A 15,758-nucleotide genomic window follows, 5' to 3' on the forward strand; every position below is an offset into this window, starting at 1 on the left:
TACCTCACCTGACTTCTACAGGAAAGGTCCTACCAGCTTACGAAAGCACACCCTACAATGATGAGTAGGACAAACAATACGACGATCAAAGCGAAACCATTTCCACGTCCGTATGACATAAAAAAACTCCTTTCTCCAGTGAATTAAAGAAGGTTTACTTCTTATTATCACCGTATGCATGTCTGGCACTTTTGTTTGGACAAGTGTACTAGAAGGTTGTACACATTTTTTGCAAATCTTCATTAAGAGCCAGTCTTTTCCGTGAATTGTTAGGTGTTCAAACAATCCATCCCATTGGACAAGTCATATAGTATTACTAGTTCATAGATACCTAGTAGGTGACAAGGGAGGTTCAAAAAATGTTTGAAGATCGGCGAACCAAGAAGGGTTTTTGTATTTTTCCAGGTTACAGATATTGTGGACCCGGCTGCAGCGGACCAGGGTTTCCAATTAACGATGTTGATGCTGCTTGTAAAATACATGATGAGTGTTATGAAATGTATGGACCTTGTTTAGAATGTGACCTGGAATTCATGGAGAGGTTACGAGAGGAAATGCAATATGACACAGAGGTAGGTCGACATGCACGAATCATGTATCGTTTCATGAGAATCAAGACTTTCTTCGCCCGTTATTAGTTTAATCTTATAATCATTTCATAAAAAAAAGAGGAACTCTGAAGAGTCCTCTAGATACATAGAATTCAGGTTTTATTGATTTTAGACTACTGACTGGTTCCTGGGATTTCACACCCTTCAGGACCACAATCAAGCTCACCGTTCTTCTTCGCCTCTTCTTCCCTCTCTTGTTTCAGAAGCGTTTGTTGCCAGTCGGTATCGATCTTATCCGTAAATTTCTCAGGGTGGCGGATATACCATCTTTGCTTTCGAATAAGGAAGTTATCCGGATCTAACTGAAGGGCTTCGTCCAGTTCCTTCAATGCATCTTCCTTTTGTTCGTTTTTCAAGTATTGCATACCGAGCTTGTATTTTGTTTCGGCCAGTTGGATTTGCACCTGTTCGACTTGGGATGGTGGTGAATAATAGGAGTCTTCCAACTCTATCTTTTCTACTTTTTCGTCCAGTAACTGCTTGACGGCATCGAGATGTGTTTTCTCCGTCACTTTAAAGCCTTGCTTGATCAACCTAATCGTTCCATTTTCATCTACAAAAATTCCGTTCGGGACAATTTTAAATTGGAAAAGACTACTCAGTTTGTTCTCCGTATCAACGACTGTCGTGAATGTGGTTCCTTCCACATAAGGTTTGACCACTTCAGGACCTTGTAGATCGACTGCTACAGATAAAATCTCAAAATCTTCTCTTGCCATTTGCTCATAGAATTCCTGCCATCCAGGCAGTTGCTCCCGGCATCTTCACCAGGATGCCCACATGAAGATCAGTGCTTTCTTGCCCTTCAGTTGTGCCGTTGAAAAAGTTTTCCCGTCAAGGTCCTGTAGTTGCACATCCGGTATAGTTTCAAGCAACATGACATCATCTCCTTTGCCAACCATTATAAAGGCTCCTGAATTAAATGAAAAAATATATGCCCATTTTTCTTGTAGCTATTCGATAGCCTGTCCACATCGAATCCAATACACATATAGTAGATATGAAAGGAGGTTTTGAATATGAGTGATGATGCTGTAGGTGGAATCAGTGGGAGAACTTTTGCGCTTCTCGTAATCTTGTTCATCCTATTGATTATCGTAGGAGCTGCTTGCGTTGGTGGTACTCGACGTCGTCGAGGAGGATTCTGCTGCGGAGGTGGCGGCGGGTTCTTCTATTAATTGGAATGAGATGAGGTTGACGTTTGTCAATCTCATTTTTTTATATGTTTTCTGACAATTCTATAATCATTCGTCTTGGTCGTACATATACTGTTATAAGACAATTTTTCAGTTCTAATATCAAGGGAGTGAGGTCTATGAGGAACGTCCCGAACTACGGTGAATTTTATCAGAGAGCTCTGATCACCATCGGAGAATCTGATCGTAGTTCAGTAGATTGTGAGACATGTACACATTGGTTGATTGTATTAGAGGGTAGTGAAATGGATAAAGATACAGGGGCTTACCATTGGAACGTGGTCGTCTTCCCTTCGAAAAAGTGTGGAGGATTCAATTATAAGCTTCCTTACTTCGTATCTGAACGTTTCTCTTCCATTCATAAAGCCATTGACTACACGAGTCAGTTGGAGAAAATGGCGAAAGAAGATCAGTTGGTTACGATTGTTAAATAAAAAAAGAGAATGAAGCCTACCTTCCTCTCTTTTTGAAGTGGTTTGTGAAATAGTGTACATAAACAAATACATATGTATCTGATTGATAAAAAGGCAACACCTTATGATGAGGTGTTTTTTTGATGGATAGAAAAAAAGAGCTGGTTCTTATTGAACCAGCTCTCCAACCTTATCTAACCTAACCTGAAGATGATCCCGTGACCGCCTTTCGGGTAGACCCAGTCGATGTTTTCATGTGGACATCCGATTCGGCAGCTCCCACACTCATGACAACCTTCATATCCGATGTGCATCCGGATGTCTTCCCACTTATAAATTTCTGCCGGACAAAAAAGTGTACAGATCTTATCTGGACAATCGGTCATACAGATTTCAGGATTCTTCACATGAAGATGGGACTTCGTGTCTGCGTTGAATCGGACGAGGTACTGCTTTTCTTCAATGGATTGTGTTTTCTTCTCCTCACTCATTATTTCATCACCTTCCATGCCCGGTACATATCCCGGGCGATTTTGATCTTTTCCCTTGGAGATCCGATGTCTTTCCAAATCTTCTTCTGCTTTTCCCATTTAGACGTACCGTCCACTGTGAACATCTGACTGGCAGCACGATTCATCATAGGAATATACTGGTCGAAGTATTGCGGGAATTTATCAAAATGATGAGTGGAGTCTTTGTACTTTTTCATATCTTGACCGACGAAGCTCGCCATCAGCTTCACACGGTACTGATCCAGTGTCCCCTCTGAAAAATCCTCTTTTTCCATTGCATCCAGGACTGTTTCAGCAGCATATCTTCCGGAAGTCATCGCAAGGTTCGATCCTTCACGGTGAATAGCGTTCACGAGTTGTGCAGCATCTCCAACCACGATGACGCCATTACCAACGACTTTCCCCATTGATTTATAGCCGCCTTCTGGAATCAAGTGGGCCAAATATTCTTGCTGCTCTCCCCCTTGCAGATACGGTCTGATCATCGGATGACCTTTCACGTAATCCAATAATTCGTATGGTCTAATCTTATGTTTGATCAATCCGGATAATAACGTTCCGACACCGATGCTTAACGAATCTTTATTTGTATATAGGAAACCGGTCCCCAGGATGCCTTTCGTGGCATCTCCGAACAATTCGATTGTACAGCCTTGATTCGGTTCGAGATTGAAGCGGTCTTCTATGATCTTCTTATCGAGCTTCAAGATTTCCATCGTGGCGAGTGCAACTTCATCAGGTTTGTATTCTTTATGGAAGCCAAGTGATTTTGCCAGAAGTGAATTCACACCATCTGCTAAAACGACCACATCAGCAAATACGTCTCCGTCCGGTCGATCGGTCCTGACGCCGATGACCTTTCCTTTTTCAACAATACATTCAGTTACGACGGTTTCATTGACTAACAAAGCTCCTTGTTCAACCGCCTTCGATGCGAACCATTGATCGAACTTGGCACGCAAGACGGTGAAGTTGTTATATGGTTCTTGCCCCCATTCCATCCCTTTGTATCCGAAAGTGACGGCAGACTCCTTATCCATCATCATGAACCGTTGTTCAACAATCGGTCTTTCAAGGGGTGCTTCTTTATAGAAATCAGGAATGACGTCCTCCATCATTTTTCTGTACAGGACACCGCCCATGACGTTTTTGGATCCAGGGTACTCGCCTCTTTCCAATAGAAGAACCTTCGCTCCTCCTTTGGCTAGTTCGAAAGCACATGAAATTCCAGCTGGCCCTGCACCGACGATGATACAATCAAACTTCTCTGGCATGGTCGACCTCCTTCCTGGACAATTCCTGATCAAACGCTTTGATCATTAACGGGAGGATTTCAAAAGCATCTCCCACTATTCCGTAATGACAAGCTTCAAATATGGCTGCATCCGGATCTTTATTGATGGCGATGATCATACCGGAATTTTTCATTCCGACGAGGTGTTGGATCGCTCCTGAAATGCCGACCGCTATATATATTTTCGGAGTGACGGTAACACCTGTCTGCCCGACCTGATGGTGGTGCTCGATCCAACCGGCTTCGACGACATCTCGGCTCGCTCCGACTGCTCCGCCTAATGTATTCGCTAATTGATGAATCAGCTTGAATCCTTCTGCACTTCCTAGTCCTTTTCCACCAGCCACCACGATATCGGCTTCATCAATTCGCACTTTCTTTGTCGTCGTTTTGACGATTTCCAATACTTTTGTACGAATATCATCTTCCTTAACGTCTATCGATTCCTCGACGAGCTCACCAACTCGTCCTTCTTCAGGCTCTAGTGCTTTCATCACCTTCGGACGGACTGTCGCCATCTGAGGTCGGTACTTTTTACATAAAATCGTTGCCATGATATTTCCACCGAATGCAGGGCGACTTGCGAGCAATAACCCGGTGTCTTCCTCTACATCCAACTCGGTCGTATCAGCAGTCAGCCCCGTTGGTAAGTCTGTCGCGACAGCGCTTGCAAGGTCTTTTCCTGTTGAAGTTGCACCAAACAGTATGATTTCTGGTTTATGCTTTTCACTACAATGGAGCAACGCCTTCATGTAAGATTCGGTCCTGTAATGGGTGAAAATCTCCTGATCATAGACATAGACGACATCTGCCCCGTATTCAAACGCAACGGTCGACAGATGCTTCACATCATTCCCGATGATGATGCCGCCCAGTTTAACGCCTCGTTTGTCCGCCAGCCTTCTACCAGCCCCTAACAATTCAAGAGAAACAGGAGCGACCGAATCTCCATCTTCCTCCAAAAACACCCATACACCGCTGTAGTCTTCAAAATTCATGATGAAGAACCTCCTTTCAAACGGAACAGTTCTTTCTTCTCTAAAACGACAGAAAGAAGCTGATTCACTTGTTCTTCCGCATTTCCTTCAAGCATCTTACCGCCTTCAGGTTTAGGAGGTGCCCAAACTTTCGCTACGATGGTCGGAGAACCCTTCAATCCTAATTGCTTAATGTCCACCTCTTCTAAATCATCGACTGACCAAATATGTGGTTCGTATCGTGCAGCTTTGAGCATATTCGGAAAAGGCGAATAAGGCACTTCATTAATTTCTTTCTCTACGGACATGAGACAAGGAAGACTGGATTGGATGACTTCATGTCCATCTTCAATCTTACGGTGGACGATGACATATCCCTCGTCTTTATTGATAACCTCTACCTTTTTGACCGAGGTCAAAGGTGGAATATCCAAACGCCTGGCGATTCCTGGACCGACTTGTCCAGTATCACCGTCGATGGTCATCTTCCCACACAGGACCAGGTCGACAGGTCTGATTTTCGAAATCTTTTCAATGGCTTTCGTCAGAGCATAACTCGTTGCCAATGTGTCAGCACCAGCAAATTTCCGGTCAGAAATCATATAGCCTTCATCAGCTCCGATTTCAATACATTTCTTGATGGCCTTGACCGCTGGCGGCGGTCCCATCGTCAATACAGAAACGATACCTCCATATCGTTTCTTGATTCTGACAGCCTCTTCCACAGCATGAGCATCATATGGGTTCAAAATCGCCGGCGCACTGGCCCGATCCATGGTATTGGTTTTAGGATTCATCTTGATGATTTTCGTATCAGGCACTTGCTTGATGCAAGCGACGATATGTAGCATTGGACACCTCTCCTTTTCTACGAAAATCGTACAATTCTCGTACTTATGAATTGTCTATACACTTTAACTATATTAACGAGAGATGGTGATAATGCTGATTTTAGAGATGAAATCTAACCAAACACGGAAAAGGAATACGACTAGAGTTGTATTAATTAGTTCATTCCTATCAATCTTGTTCTATTTTCGTTTTAAAATTTAAAATATTCAAACATTTAATGTATAATTTTGGATGAAAGAAAATAGAAGATTACCTTTGTATTGAAAGGTGGTGATCCATCAAGGACCATGAACCTTCATCCATCTGTCGAATTAGTCACGGAACATGATCAGGAGGTGTAGTAGATGAAAGACATCGAACAAGACATGACAAAAAAGCAGCATGAATATTGGAAGAAAAATACTCGTCTAATCAAGGTGCTGCTCGTCATTTGGGCACTCGTTTCCTTAGTCGCTGCCATCATACTTGCGAAACCTCTCAGTGAAGTTCAGTTCTTTGGTGTTCCATTGGCTTTTTGGTTTGCACAACAAGGTTCAATCATCATCTTTTTGATCTTGATTTTTTATTATGCTAAACGGATGGACAAGCTCGATGAAGAGTATGACGTACAGGAGGTCATATTGACGAAGAAGAAAACGAAGGATAAGGGGGTATCGACATGAGTGTAGAAACCCTTACCTTGACGCTCGTCGTTCTTACCTTCGCCATCTACCTCTATATCGGGTGGCGCTCAAAAGTGAAAGATACGAGCAATTTCTTCGTGGCTGGAAATGACATTCCGGCAGTCGCGAATGGAGCTGCAATTGCTGCGGACTGGATGTCAGCTGCATCGTTCATCTCGATGGCAGGTCTGATCTCATTCCTAGGGTATGACGGCACCATCTATTTGATGGGCTGGACAGGGGGATATGTACTCCTTGCCCTCCTCTTAGCACCGTATCTGCGTAAATTCGGTCGCTATACGGTACCGGATTTCATCGGTGACCGCTATTATTCCAATGGTGCACGTGCGGTTGCGGCAGTAGCCACAATCTTCATCTCACTTACATATGTAGCGGGACAGATGCGTGGTGTCGGAATCGTATTCAGCCGTTATCTACAAGTGGACATTGTCATTGGCGTACTTATAGGAATGGCCATTGTCGCATTTTTTGCCGTACTAGGTGGAATGAAAGGAATCACCTGGACACAGGTCGTCCAATATTCTATCCTGATTGTCGCTTTCCTGATTCCAGCAGTTGCCATCTCGTTCAAATTGACAGGAAACCCTGTACCTCAATTGGCTTTGACATTCAGTGATATTGCGAAAGAATTGAGTGTCCTACAGGTTGAACTGGGACTGAAGGAATATTTAGCTCCATTCCAGAACATGTCCGCTCTCAATGTATTTGCGGTCACACTGGCGCTTATGATTGGAACGGCTGGTTTACCTCACGTCATCATCCGATTTTATACAGTCAAAAACGTCCGTGCAGCAAGATGGTCTGCTGGATGGGCATTGCTATTCATCGCATTGCTCTATACAACAGCACCCGCGATAGGTGTTTTTGCAAAATATAATCTAATCAACAGTTTTAACGATCAACCGATCAACGAAGTTCGTGAAACAGCATGGGTCTCGAAGTGGGAAGAAACGGGGTTACTGACGCTTGATGATAAAAATGGAGACGGCGTTCTAGCCTTCTCATCCAATGAAGCAACGAATGAAGTGACTATTGACCGGGATATCATTGTGCTATCTACTCCGGAAGTAGCTGGTCTTGCTCCAATCGTTATCGCGCTGGTAGCAGCAGGAGGTCTAGCGGCTGCTTTATCCACCGCATCAGGTTTATTGCTGGCCATGTCCAGCGCAGTTTCCCATGATATTTATTTCAGAATCTACAGGCCGAATGCAAGTGAGGAACAGCGTTTGAAAGTCGGTCGACTGATGATTTTTTTGGCTGTTATCGTTGCTGGTTATTTCGGCATCAACCCACCAGGATTTGTTGGCGAAGTGGTCGCATTCGCCTTCGGGTTAGCGGCAGCCAGCTTATTCCCTGCAATATTACTAGGCATCTTCGATCGACGGATGAATCGTGAAGGAGCGATTTGGGGAATTTCAGTGGGTCTAGCCTTTACTGTTATCATGATCCTTTTGATGCGCTCACCTCAAATCTTCGGTACAGACGCACCTGTTCTGGAAAGTTTCTTTGGCATCAACGCTCAAGGAATCGGAGTAGTCGGTGCATTGTTGAATTTCATCATCTCTTTCATCGTTTCACGAAGGACAGCAGCACCACCAGAAGACATTCAACAAATGGTGGAAGATATCCGCGTACCGAAGGTGATGGACAAGACAGGTTGAACAATTGGGGGAGAATCTTCCCCCCTTTTTACATATCGAGGAGGAAATGATTTATGACGGTTTTCTTCGGACTACTTACGCTTGCGTTATATATGTTTCAACCTTATCTGGATTTGAAAGTGATCAAGAAAGCACTTGGAATCGCTCTTTTCCTGGAGATTTTTTATCTGCTTGGACATTACATCGCAGATTGGCCATTCCCGACACCTACCGTCATATTTCAAATCATCATTGTATCCGCATTAGGAGTAGCGTTAGGGGTCATCTTTTCTCGGATTTGGCCACTACCGAGAAACAAAGGTTTCGAACGGATCATGCGCACCCTGCTCATCGTCATCCCATCCCTCGGTATCGGAGTCGGTTTGCAGCTCGTTCTACAAGGAAACTTTGCAACACAGGCCATCTATCTCATATTTGCCTTGTCCGCTTGGTTAGGATCCGGACATTTCATAAAAGAAAACCCGAAAGAAGGATGAATACAGGTTATTCATCCTTCTTTCTTTTGTATCGTATTCTTTTGAAAAGCTGGTGAAGACGACTTTGTTTCGGGATGACTTCGTACGGCCGCATCATCTCTTGATCCTCGTGTTCGAGCATGTGACAGTGCCATACATACCGGCCTGTATAAGGTTGGAATTTTCCGATGATACGTGTAACCTCACCTGGGTTCGCACTTACGATGTCTTTCCAGCCCTTTTCGTATGGTTCAGGTCCCCTTCGATCACCTGTGTATTTCAAGTTTCCCGTTTCGTTAAAATAATCGACATCAAACGATTGCCGATCCAAGATTTGAAACTGGATGAGGTGGAGATGAATCGGATGTGTGTCGTCGCTGATATTGATGAGGCTCCAAATTTCAATTGCCCCTAACTCAGGGTTCTCCGTTATCGGATCGTCCCATCTAAGGTCATCCAATAACATGATTGGTCGACCGTAAGCATCCTCTCGGTGAACTAAAGTCAAAGGTCGGATGATGGACGCTTGGTTTTCATTGTAGTATTTGATCTTATTCAATGTTTTCGGTATCACAGATGTGTCCTTTTCAGTGAGAGGTTTCGTCACCTTAAAAGCCATGATTTGCCCGGTCGTTGACGGATCTGGCAGTTCGCCATCCGGAAAAGGCGCTGGTGCCTTATTCCTCAATACGATCGTCTGCCCTTTCAAATCCGAAAAATCAACGATCAGATCAATCCTCTCCCCGGGTGCGAGTAAGAAACTTTTCAATTCCAGAGGTTCTTCTCTAAGTCCCCCATCAGTTCCAATCTGGTAAAAAGACTGTTGGTTGCTCAAGGAAATCCGGTAAAATCTTGCGTTTGATCCGTTCACCAATCTGAAACGATATTTTCTTGGTTCAAGCTCTAAATAAGGCCATACGACTCCATTAACAAGATTGGTGTTACCGAAGAATTCCGGTACAACCGATGGATAGACGGGTGTCGTCATATTATCGGGCTTCGCAGGATAATAAAATGTTCCATCGGGATTGAACGATCGATCTTGAATCAGCAATGGAATCTCAAACGCTCCTTTAGGGAGGTTCAATTGTTCCTCATGTTCATCTCTTATGATATACATTCCTGCTAACCCAGCATAAATGTTCAGGCGCGTTATGCCGATTGCGTGATCATGATACCAGAGCATCGTCGCTTCCATGTCATTCGGGTACTCATATGTGTCTTGTTCAAAAAAAGATCCAACCACCTGATAATTTTTCGTAAACCAGGCGTCCGGGTATCCATCACTGTCCGGTTTTACACGCGCTCCGTGCAAATGGACGACGGTGCGAACATCGGGAACCTGTACTCCAGCACCATGGACAGTGTGATCAAGTGGTAGGATATGTTCAGCCGGCAAATCATTCATCCATCTTACTCGAATCTTCTGATTCCGTTTCACTTCCAATGTAGGACCAGGATAAATCCCTTGATACCCCCAAATGACAGTATCTGGTAAGTCTTTATGAAGCTTTTGATACATTTGTTTCATGGTCACTTCATAATAGGCAACCCCTTCTTTCACATACAAAGGTCTCTGTATTTTCGGAATGGGAAGAGGTGTATTGAACGGGTTGATCTTCATGGTACCCCTCCTAGTTGTGCTGTTCCTCCATTACTTATGTATGCGCCTCAAACCTGTACCATGTTCAGCGTAATATTAAAAAGCGAATGGGAAACCATAGAAATAGAAAAGATGAATAAAAGGAGCTATCCAATTTGAATATCAGACATATTGTTGCGATCTCTTCTAAATTTGTCATTGTATACGGTCTTTGCCTTTCTGTTTTGACGCCGTTTTTCGGGGTGTCGATACTGAATGCTTTATGGGTATCCGCCTTGATTACGGCAATCGGTTACCCAATCGGGGATCTGTACGTGTTGAAGAAACTAGGCAATTTCTTTGCTACTGCGCTTGATTTCGGGTTCGTGTTCATCGTCCTGTTTCTTTTAGCCGAGCCGATCGTCGATACAGCCTATAATCGCCTCCTCGGAGCAGGGATCACTTCCTTAGGTATTGCGGCTTCGGAATTTGTTTACCATATGTTTATAGAAGTGACGAATCCTCTCCACCCATCCAAAGCAGATGTTAAAGGACACGGATACGCTGTTGAAGTTGGAGAAGAGTTTGCACCAGCAGATGATAAGTTAATCAACGAAAGCGACGAAGACAAGTAGAAAACAAGAAAGGTGACGTGGCATTCTGTTTCAGATGCCCGTCACCTTTTTTATTCGAAATGGAAAGAGAAATGTTCGGTGTTCAGTTCACCATCAATTAAACTTCTTTCAGTCAAATCTACGTAGCGATTCAAACCGAGTTTCAAAACCGTCGAAGAACGTGTTCCATACCGTTCCGATTCAATGAAGATGGAAGACAATTTTTCCTCCCATTCCAAGCCAATCCCAGTGTCCGGTAACAGGTGGCGGTCAGCCGGATCTCGGTTATTCAATATTTCAAACAAGCATTCTTCATCCATTTCCTCTGATTTCGAAAGACATTGCTCCAAGTCTTCCTTCCCTCTTTCAACTTTCGGCCAAGGGGTATCTAGGAAATGATTGCTGAGTCCATAAATTCCAGGTGGAAGCTCTCTGATTTCATTTTGGACATTCGAATAATAAAAGAGTGCCTCTTCATTTCCAACAATCAAGTTGTAGCCACGATAATGGTTCCGATCTTCTTGCTTTTCTTTTAGAAATTCAAATGTGTCTTTTTTACTCTTTAAATAATCTGAAACGAGTTGGCCTCGTGAAATTTTGTTTTCCGTCGGTTCATTGGGATCCCTGAAATTCGTCAAGGCTGCAAATCTTCCTTTTGTCGATACCCCCATCCACGTCCCCTTTTCTTTCAGGTCTCGTCCTGCAAGAATGGATGGGTCATCCTCCCAGAAATGAACAGGGGCAGTCGGTCTTTCATAAAATTCGTCTCGGTTTGCTGCAACAATGAGTGGATATTGATTGTGTATTTTATAAGCGAAAAATAAGACGCACATTCGCTACCCTCGTTTCTGGTCTTTTTCTTTTAATCTTATGATTATTGTTCCTGACGAGAGACCATCGTACACGTAATAAGCCCTATTATTTGGAAAGAACCAGTCTTCTGTCGATCAGATTGGCTGAAACAGGCTTGCGACCGATTTCTCTTGACCAAATGGAGAGTTGTCCACTATGGTGGATCTCATGCGCTATGATATGGCGGAGGATCTCACCTTTCCTGAACTTGTTGAACCGAAGATCCAACTCTTCTTCCATTTGATTGGTCCAATTCCCTAGGTATGCTTCCACTTCCGGATGGCATTCTTCAGAAAGATCAATGACCTTTTGTAGCGAATCATACTTATGGAAAGCTTCTTCGATATCAGGTTTTCCTTGTAAAATTTGAATCCAGCTATATTCTACGTCGACAATGTGGTACAACGTTTCAAGAATACTTCCGACTCCACCTGTACGCTTTGCAAGTAATTCATCTTCTGGAACTTGCTTGCACCATTCAAACCATTCATTTCGGACCTGCCAATTGTATTGGAATAAAGTGAGCATTCGGTACCCTCCTATTGAGTTTTACTTTGGTTTACAACATCCATGTGAAAGAATTCCTCCACTGTTTCCAGTATGTGATCAGGTTCTACTGCAAATTCCGCTACTTGCGTATTCGGTAACCACTGTACACCGATCGTAAATACGCCTGCTCTCTTCCCGGCCTCAATATCAGCGTCGCTGTCACCAAGAAACATCGCTTCTTCTTTCTTTGCGTCCATCATCTGTAAAATTTCAATCAAGCCTTCTGGGTCCGGTTTCGTCTGTTCGACTTCATCCCCCGCCACTGTGACATCAAAAAATGCTTCCATCTGCAATTCTTTCAAAGAAATATCAAGGCTTCTTCGGGATTTACCAGTTACGATTCCGAGCTTGAATCCATTTCCCTTTAATTGTGATAACAATTGATGCATGTCCTTATTGAAATCAACAAACTTAGAATGTTGCTCAGCATATGTTTCAAAATACCACTCTATTGCCTCTTCGTACCGATCGTTTTCCAATTGATTTCGTATGATTTCCGTTTCAGGAGGTCCAAACATGCTTTTGATTTCTTCAGGGTGATATTCTTTCTGATCGAATTGGTGGAAGACGGTGTTGAAGGAATGAAAACAGAGAGGTAATGTATCTGCCAAAGTTCCATCGAAATCGAAAATGATCGTTTTCATGATAATCATCCTTTCCGCTATTCTACTGGGAGAAAATAATAAAAATGATCTGTGTCCTTTTGGTATCCTAGTTTTTCATAAAGCGCTTGAGCTTGGACATTATCATCAGCTGTTTCAAGCAAAATACCGGAAGCATCGGTATGCTCTGCAAGTATTTTCGCTTTGGCCATCAAGGCTTCAGCCACTCCTTCACGACGATGTTTTTCAGCCACAAACAGGTCATTCAATAACCATTGCCTCTTCAGACCTACGGATGTGAAAATGGGATAAAGCTGTACGAACCCCATCGGTCGACCTTCCTCATCGTGAGCAATGTATATGATGGATTCTTCATTTTTTATACGTTGACGAAGAAACGCTTTCCCTGCTTCAAAATCAGAGGCTTTTCCGTAAAACACTCGATATTGATCAAAGAGGTCTGCAATATCGTCCAATTCATTCATTGTCACTGGATTGATGATCATAGAATTACGTCACTCCTCATGGTAATAATTACTAACTCAAGGATATCTCAGTACGGCCGATTTTGCACTTAATTAGAAAAAGGCAACCCAGTCAGGTTGCCTGAAAAGAGTACCACTCAAGCCTTGTGTATCATCTGTTTCACACCTTTGAAAATCAGAACCGCAGCAAATACAATAACCGTGATGATTCCAATGATATCAATTGCAGAATCGAAGCTTGCCAAAAAGGTGCCTTCTAATGAAATACCTAGCAACAAATAACCCGCTACCAACGCTGCAAAATACGTGAAGATATTCCCTTGCACGTCATTCACCCCTTTCATCCTGTTTTTGAAAACAAAAAAAGGGAAGTGGTGCAAGTGTATGACGCAAAATCAAGATTTATACAGGGACAAGCATCGGTAATTGGCTCACTCTGCTTTACTGATGACACCACATGCTACACGACTACCAGCATCTCCAGATGGCTGGGACTCTTGATCATCAGCACCTTTATGAATGATGAACGCAGTTCCGGTTGAACCAATCAGTGAATTGGGTTCGCCGCTTTTCAGTGTGACTTTTTCGGCGAGTATGTCTTCTTGAACGGCTCCATCCTCATTGACATGAAGGTTCGGCAAATCCCCAGCATGAGCTTCGTTTCCATGATCGGTGCCGTGACTTGCATCATTCGGGTTGAAGTGACCTCCAGCAGACTTAAAATCTGGTGCCTCACAAATGCCTTTCTCATGAATGTGAAAACCGTGTTCTTCTGGCGATAGATTGGATGCCTTGATAGTGATCAATACCCCTTCGAATTGCTGTTCCAGATCGACCGTGCCGATCTTGTCGCCATCACTATTCTTTAGATCAACAGAGACCGGAACAATGTCATCCTTAACGTTGCCTTCATTTTCATTCCCACTCAATGTAGGGTTATCTTCGTCATTAGGAGCGTCTTCACCTACATTTGTGCTACATGCTGCTAGTGACATAACAAACAGAAATAAGATGGAATACAATAGCCAACGTTTCATCCAAATCTCCCCCTGCAATTATTTGTTACAGGACCCTTCACAGATTTCCCAGATTTTAAACGTTTTGCAGGATAATGTGGCCTTCTTTCCTAATGAAAATCCACCCTTCTTCCTACGAAAAAACGGTCACATCATTATATTTAAGATTATCTACTTTTTTCTATGTGAGCTTTATCAAATGCTTTTGGCTATCATAGATTTCTAATGGTTTTCCTCTCTCGAGCTTTGTTACAAAATCTGGATTAGCAAGCAATGGCCGACCGAATGCTGCTAGATTGATAACATTATTTTGAATTGCGGTTTCAGCCATTTCAGGATTAAGATTTCCGACACCTATAATATTACTGTCCCAGTGCTTTCGAACAACTTCATGAAATGTCTGGCCCCTTAGTAACACTTTGTCAAATTGATGTACCGAGGGATGAATGATCTTAATACCCACCTCTTTAAAAGCTTCCGTAAATGTCTGAATGGTGGTTTCCGGGTCTCTCCACTTGTATTGAGGTGCATCATCTTTCAATTCAGAAAAGCGGATGATTGTATTATTATCTCCAGCTTCAGACATAACGGCTTGAAGAACTTCTTTCATAAACGTTATCCGCTTAGCCAGATGTCCACCATACTCGTCTGTACGATGATTGGAGACTTCCGAATTGAACTGATCAATCAAATACCCATGAGCCCCATGGACTTCTACACCATCAAAACCAGCTTGCATTGCATTATGGGCAGCTGTGGCATATTGTTTGATTGTTTCTTTGATATCCTCTTCCGTCATTTCCTCAGGCCTATCAAACGGTTTTCCATAACGATGTACATGTCCTATTGCTCTGATGGCAGAAGGAGCTTGAGGAGGTAAACCAGCCGCTACTTCATGGTGTGTAAGTCTACCTACATGCCACAGTTGGGCAATGATGGTCCCATATTCTTCATGTACAGCATCTGTTACTTTTCGCCATCCTTTAACCTGTTCGTTTGTATATAAACCAGACAGGTTGAAAGTACCCTTCGCACGTGGGCTGATTATGATTCCTTCTGTAATGATAAGACCAACTCCATCAGCAGCTCTCTTCCTGTAGTACTCGACAACATCATCTCCCACAACACCAGTCTTGTCATCAGCAAAACCACGTGTCATGGGAGCCATCGTTATTTTGTTCTTAAGCTTCCAATTACCAATCCGGAAAGGGCTTAGTAAATTTGGATAAATGTCTTCCATTTTGGATTCTCCTTTTCTGTATGGATTACAATAATGGTAATGAATTGAAAAGGAATTTTACATGCATAATCCAATGCCTTTTAAATGATTCTGTTATAAAATTAAGAAAATAATTGAGCTTAACAAATGAATTTAAAGGTGTAAATTTTTGCGTAAATTTACAT

The 15,758-nt window shown here is 43.0% G+C and carries 23 protein-coding genes; 8 read left to right on the plus strand and 15 right to left on the minus strand.

Going from position 1 to position 15,758, the window contains the following annotated elements; genetic code table 11:
• Positions 1-29: 29 nt before the first annotated feature.
• Positions 30-119, minus strand: coding sequence for a YjcZ family sporulation protein (locus ACXQIQ_RS02545; RefSeq protein ID WP_439300299.1), 90 nt, complete (start codon positions 117-119; stop codon positions 30-32).
• 244 nt (positions 120-363) lie between these two features.
• Here ACXQIQ_RS02545 and ACXQIQ_RS02550 point away from each other — a divergent pair, with 244 nt between their 5' ends.
• Together ACXQIQ_RS02550 and ACXQIQ_RS02555 are read left to right on the plus strand one after the other, a co-directional pair.
• The gene (locus tag ACXQIQ_RS02550) at positions 364-516 is read left to right on the plus strand and encodes a hypothetical protein (RefSeq protein WP_439302032.1); all 153 of its coding nucleotides are present in this window, start codon (positions 364-366) and stop codon (positions 514-516) included.
• Complete coding sequence (locus ACXQIQ_RS02555) at positions 450-638, plus strand: hypothetical protein (protein WP_439301949.1); 189 nt, start codon at positions 450-452, stop codon at positions 636-638. Before ACXQIQ_RS02550 ends, ACXQIQ_RS02555 begins: the two co-directional genes overlap by 67 nt.
• An 86-nt stretch (positions 639-724) precedes the next feature.
• Here the strand turns inward: ACXQIQ_RS02555 and ACXQIQ_RS02560 are convergent, their stop codons facing one another.
• On the minus strand, positions 725-1,330 hold the full coding sequence (locus tag ACXQIQ_RS02560) for a TlpA family protein disulfide reductase (protein ID WP_439300298.1): 606 nt from the start codon (positions 1,328-1,330) through the stop codon (positions 725-727).
• 45 nt (positions 1,331-1,375) lie between these two features.
• Positions 1,376-1,513, minus strand: coding sequence for a TlpA family protein disulfide reductase (locus ACXQIQ_RS02565; protein WP_439300297.1), 138 nt, complete (start codon positions 1,511-1,513; stop codon positions 1,376-1,378).
• Positions 1,514-1,630: 117 nt separating this feature from the next.
• Here ACXQIQ_RS02565 and ACXQIQ_RS02570 point away from each other — a divergent pair, with 117 nt between their 5' ends.
• Positions 1,631-1,789, plus strand: a complete 159-nt coding sequence (locus tag ACXQIQ_RS02570; protein WP_439300296.1) for a YjcZ family sporulation protein — start codon at positions 1,631-1,633, stop codon at positions 1,787-1,789.
• A gap of 137 nt (positions 1,790-1,926) precedes the next feature.
• The gene (locus ACXQIQ_RS02575) at positions 1,927-2,241 is read left to right on the plus strand and encodes a hypothetical protein (RefSeq protein WP_439300295.1); all 315 of its coding nucleotides are present in this window, start codon (positions 1,927-1,929) and stop codon (positions 2,239-2,241) included.
• Positions 2,242-2,414: 173 nt separating this feature from the next.
• Here ACXQIQ_RS02575 and ACXQIQ_RS02580 read toward each other — a convergent pair whose 3' ends face one another.
• The 4 genes from ACXQIQ_RS02580 to ACXQIQ_RS02595 are packed head-to-tail and all read right to left on the minus strand — an operon-like array spanning position 2,415 to position 5,854.
• Positions 2,415-2,711 (minus strand): ferredoxin family protein, encoded by a 297-nt coding sequence (locus ACXQIQ_RS02580; RefSeq protein WP_226548971.1) that lies wholly within the window; start codon positions 2,709-2,711, stop codon positions 2,415-2,417.
• A complete protein-coding gene (locus ACXQIQ_RS02585; protein ID WP_439300294.1) occupies positions 2,711-4,006 on the minus strand; it encodes an FAD-dependent oxidoreductase in 1,296 nt (431 codons plus the stop codon). Before ACXQIQ_RS02585 ends, ACXQIQ_RS02580 begins: the two co-directional genes overlap by 1 nt.
• The gene (locus ACXQIQ_RS02590) at positions 3,990-5,024 is read right to left on the minus strand and encodes an electron transfer flavoprotein subunit alpha/FixB family protein (RefSeq protein WP_439300293.1); all 1,035 of its coding nucleotides are present in this window, start codon (positions 5,022-5,024) and stop codon (positions 3,990-3,992) included. Before ACXQIQ_RS02590 ends, ACXQIQ_RS02585 begins: the two co-directional genes overlap by 17 nt.
• The gene (locus tag ACXQIQ_RS02595; protein WP_439300292.1) at positions 5,021-5,854 is read right to left on the minus strand and encodes an electron transfer flavoprotein subunit beta/FixA family protein; all 834 of its coding nucleotides are present in this window, start codon (positions 5,852-5,854) and stop codon (positions 5,021-5,023) included. The genes ACXQIQ_RS02590 and ACXQIQ_RS02595 overlap by 4 nt, the downstream gene beginning before the upstream one ends.
• A 345-nt stretch (positions 5,855-6,199) precedes the next feature.
• On the opposite strand from ACXQIQ_RS02595, the gene ACXQIQ_RS02600 reads away from it, so the two are divergent.
• From ACXQIQ_RS02600 to ACXQIQ_RS02610, 3 genes are read left to right on the plus strand one after another with little or no spacing between them, the layout of a single operon-like run.
• Positions 6,200-6,517, plus strand: a complete 318-nt coding sequence (locus ACXQIQ_RS02600) for a DUF4212 domain-containing protein (RefSeq protein ID WP_439300291.1) — start codon at positions 6,200-6,202, stop codon at positions 6,515-6,517.
• Positions 6,514-8,199 carry a sodium:solute symporter family protein gene (locus ACXQIQ_RS02605; RefSeq protein WP_439300290.1) on the plus strand — a complete coding sequence of 562 codons (1,686 nt, stop codon included), beginning with the start codon at positions 6,514-6,516 and terminating at the stop codon, positions 8,197-8,199. The genes ACXQIQ_RS02600 and ACXQIQ_RS02605 overlap by 4 nt, the downstream gene beginning before the upstream one ends.
• A gap of 53 nt (positions 8,200-8,252) precedes the next feature.
• On the plus strand, positions 8,253-8,675 hold the full coding sequence (locus ACXQIQ_RS02610; RefSeq protein WP_439300289.1) for a hypothetical protein: 423 nt from the start codon (positions 8,253-8,255) through the stop codon (positions 8,673-8,675).
• 7 nt (positions 8,676-8,682) lie between these two features.
• Here the strand turns inward: ACXQIQ_RS02610 and ACXQIQ_RS02615 are convergent, their stop codons facing one another.
• Positions 8,683-10,278 carry a multicopper oxidase family protein gene (locus ACXQIQ_RS02615; protein WP_439300288.1) on the minus strand — a complete coding sequence of 532 codons (1,596 nt, stop codon included), beginning with the start codon at positions 10,276-10,278 and terminating at the stop codon, positions 8,683-8,685.
• Positions 10,279-10,412: 134 nt separating this feature from the next.
• Between ACXQIQ_RS02615 and ACXQIQ_RS02620 the strand changes: the two genes are divergently transcribed.
• Complete coding sequence (locus ACXQIQ_RS02620) at positions 10,413-10,871, plus strand: DUF2512 family protein (RefSeq protein ID WP_439300287.1); 459 nt, start codon at positions 10,413-10,415, stop codon at positions 10,869-10,871.
• Positions 10,872-10,921: 50 nt separating this feature from the next.
• Here the strand turns inward: ACXQIQ_RS02620 and ACXQIQ_RS02625 are convergent, their stop codons facing one another.
• From ACXQIQ_RS02625 to ACXQIQ_RS02655, 7 genes are all read right to left on the minus strand, one after another.
• The gene (locus ACXQIQ_RS02625) at positions 10,922-11,683 is read right to left on the minus strand and encodes an NRDE family protein (protein ID WP_439300286.1); all 762 of its coding nucleotides are present in this window, start codon (positions 11,681-11,683) and stop codon (positions 10,922-10,924) included.
• An 85-nt stretch (positions 11,684-11,768) separates the two neighbouring features.
• On the minus strand, positions 11,769-12,230 hold the full coding sequence (locus ACXQIQ_RS02630) for a DinB family protein (RefSeq protein WP_439300285.1): 462 nt from the start codon (positions 12,228-12,230) through the stop codon (positions 11,769-11,771).
• An 11-nt stretch (positions 12,231-12,241) separates the two neighbouring features.
• Positions 12,242-12,898, minus strand: a complete 657-nt coding sequence (locus tag ACXQIQ_RS02635) for an HAD family hydrolase (protein WP_439301948.1) — start codon at positions 12,896-12,898, stop codon at positions 12,242-12,244.
• A 14-nt stretch (positions 12,899-12,912) separates the two neighbouring features.
• Positions 12,913-13,359: a GNAT family N-acetyltransferase gene (locus tag ACXQIQ_RS02640; RefSeq protein WP_439300284.1), complete on the minus strand. Its 447-nt coding sequence runs from the start codon at positions 13,357-13,359 to the stop codon at positions 12,913-12,915.
• 116 nt (positions 13,360-13,475) lie between these two features.
• On the minus strand, positions 13,476-13,673 hold the full coding sequence (locus ACXQIQ_RS02645) for a hypothetical protein (RefSeq protein WP_439300283.1): 198 nt from the start codon (positions 13,671-13,673) through the stop codon (positions 13,476-13,478).
• A 96-nt stretch (positions 13,674-13,769) separates the two neighbouring features.
• Positions 13,770-14,375: a superoxide dismutase family protein gene (locus ACXQIQ_RS02650; protein WP_439300282.1), complete on the minus strand. Its 606-nt coding sequence runs from the start codon at positions 14,373-14,375 to the stop codon at positions 13,770-13,772.
• 160 nt (positions 14,376-14,535) lie between these two features.
• On the minus strand, positions 14,536-15,594 hold the full coding sequence (locus tag ACXQIQ_RS02655) for an oxidoreductase (RefSeq protein WP_439300281.1): 1,059 nt from the start codon (positions 15,592-15,594) through the stop codon (positions 14,536-14,538).
• Between the last annotated feature and the right edge of the window lie 164 nt (positions 15,595-15,758).

The sequence above is a fragment of the Pseudalkalibacillus sp. Hm43 genome (assembly GCF_054170705.1).